The 1,749-nt window shown below is 69.6% G+C and carries 2 protein-coding genes; one reads left to right on the forward strand and one right to left on the reverse strand.

Features of this window, described 5'->3' with window-relative positions:
* The first annotated feature begins 252 nt into the window (after positions 1-252).
* Positions 253-1,449, forward strand: coding sequence for a glycoside hydrolase family 26 protein (locus tag LK10_RS04175; RefSeq protein ID WP_231567595.1), 1,197 nt, complete (start codon positions 253-255; stop codon positions 1,447-1,449).
* Positions 1,450-1,462: 13 nt separating this feature from the next.
* On the opposite strand, the gene LK10_RS04180 is transcribed toward LK10_RS04175, so the two are convergent.
* A complete protein-coding gene (locus LK10_RS04180) occupies positions 1,463-1,675 on the reverse strand; it encodes a DUF4287 domain-containing protein (RefSeq protein WP_043120402.1) in 213 nt (70 codons plus the stop codon).
* Positions 1,676-1,749: the final 74 nt, after the last annotated feature.

A 1,749-nucleotide genomic window follows, 5' to 3' on the forward strand; every position in this document is an offset into this window, starting at 1 on the left:
CCCAGGGACTCGGAGAGGTGACTCCACCACCGGAAGACGATCCCGAAGCCAGTTTCAAGGGCCTTGGACCACTGACACGCTCCAACACGCAGAAGTTGACAGGGAACGCCAAACCCGAGGGACTCACAGGGCGGCCCGCATCTGGCCCAAGGTCAAGAGACGCGATGCCGTCCGTCTGCTGCGCTTCCGCCCCGGCCAGGTGCCGGGAGGATCTGCGAGGACGGGAGCACGGAACCGGCTAGGGTGTCGCCTGTGTCCACAGCCATCCGATCCGCCTTGGTGCCCCTTGCCGCGGGGGTCCTGGCCGCCGCCCTGGCCGGCTGCTCCGCTCCCGCGCCGCCCGCGGCCTCGTCTGCCTCCACGCCATGTCCCGTCCCGGCCCGCCCGACGGGACCCGCGCACGGGGTGCTGTACGGGGTGAACCTGGACTGGGGCAACGAGCAACTCTCCGGCTACGCCACGGCTCTGGGGCATCACCCGGCCGTGGCCGTGTCGTTCTCGGGGTTCCCGTTCACGGACACGGACCGGAAGAACATCCAGGGCGCGGCCGACCAGGTCCGCAGGCAGGGCGCGACCCTGCTGCTGACCCTGGAGCCGCACGCCGGCCTCGCCGCGGCTTCTGCGCCCTCGGCCCTCGGAGACCTGACTGCGTTGTTGAAGGGGATCAACGACTCGGGGGTGCCCGTGATCGTGCGATTCGGGCAGGAGATGAACGGCTCCTGGTACGAGTGGGGCGAACAGCCGGGCGAGTACGTCGCCGCATTCGACAAGGTCGCCGCGGCAGTGCACGCCGCGCCGTCGTCCGCGACGATGTGGGCCCCGAACTACGGCGGCGGCTACCCCTTCGCGGGTGGGAAGTACGAGGCGAAGAAGGGCACGGCGGACTTCGCGGCCCTGGACACCAACCACGACGGGGTCCTCGACGGCCGCGACGACCCGTACGCCCCGTACTGGCCCGGCGACGCCGCCGTGGACTGGGTCGGGATGTCCCTCTACCACTGGGGCAACACCTACCCCTGGGGCGCGAACGTGGTCCCCGAGCCCGGCAAGTTCGCCCAGCAGCTCACCGGCACCTACAACGGCGCCGGCGGCAACGACCTCGCCGTCCCGGACTTCTACACGGACTACGGGATCAGGCACGCCAAGCCCGTCGCGATCGCCGAGACCGCGGCCCTGGTGAACACCAGCCGCGACACCTCGGACGCGCTGACGGTCAAGCAGGCCTGGTGGGACCAGGTCCTCGCCCCCGACATCCCCGCCAGATTCCCCGACCTGAAGATGGTCAACTGGTTCGAATGGGACAAGTACGAGTCCGAGGTCAACGCCACCGTCGACTGGACCGCCACCAAGGACCCCGCCGTGCGCGCCGCGTTCACCAAGGCCCTGCCGTCCTGGCTCGACTACGGCACCCCCGCAGCCTGCACCCCCGCGACCGGGCCTACAGGCTGACCCTCGGCTGGGGTCAGGGCCGGTGGTGCTGCCGGTACCACCCCACGAGGGCGTTGGCATGACCGTGGCCCATGCCGAACTTCTCCTTCAGGAAGGCGACCTGGTCCATGTGCTTCAGATCAGACACGGCCTCCAGCTCGGCCATCCAATGGCTGATCGGCTGGCCGTACTTCTTCTCGATCGACGGGAAGTATGAGGCCGGTCCTGTCACCTTCTCCTCGGGCATGCCGTGATTATTGCACCCGCCCGGCGGGAAGGCTCGCTGTCCTCAGCGCGTCCTCGGCGGCACCGGCACCGGAC

This window comes from Sinomonas humi (assembly GCF_000802235.1).
GTDB lineage: Bacteria > Actinomycetota > Actinomycetes > Actinomycetales > Micrococcaceae > Sinomonas > Sinomonas humi.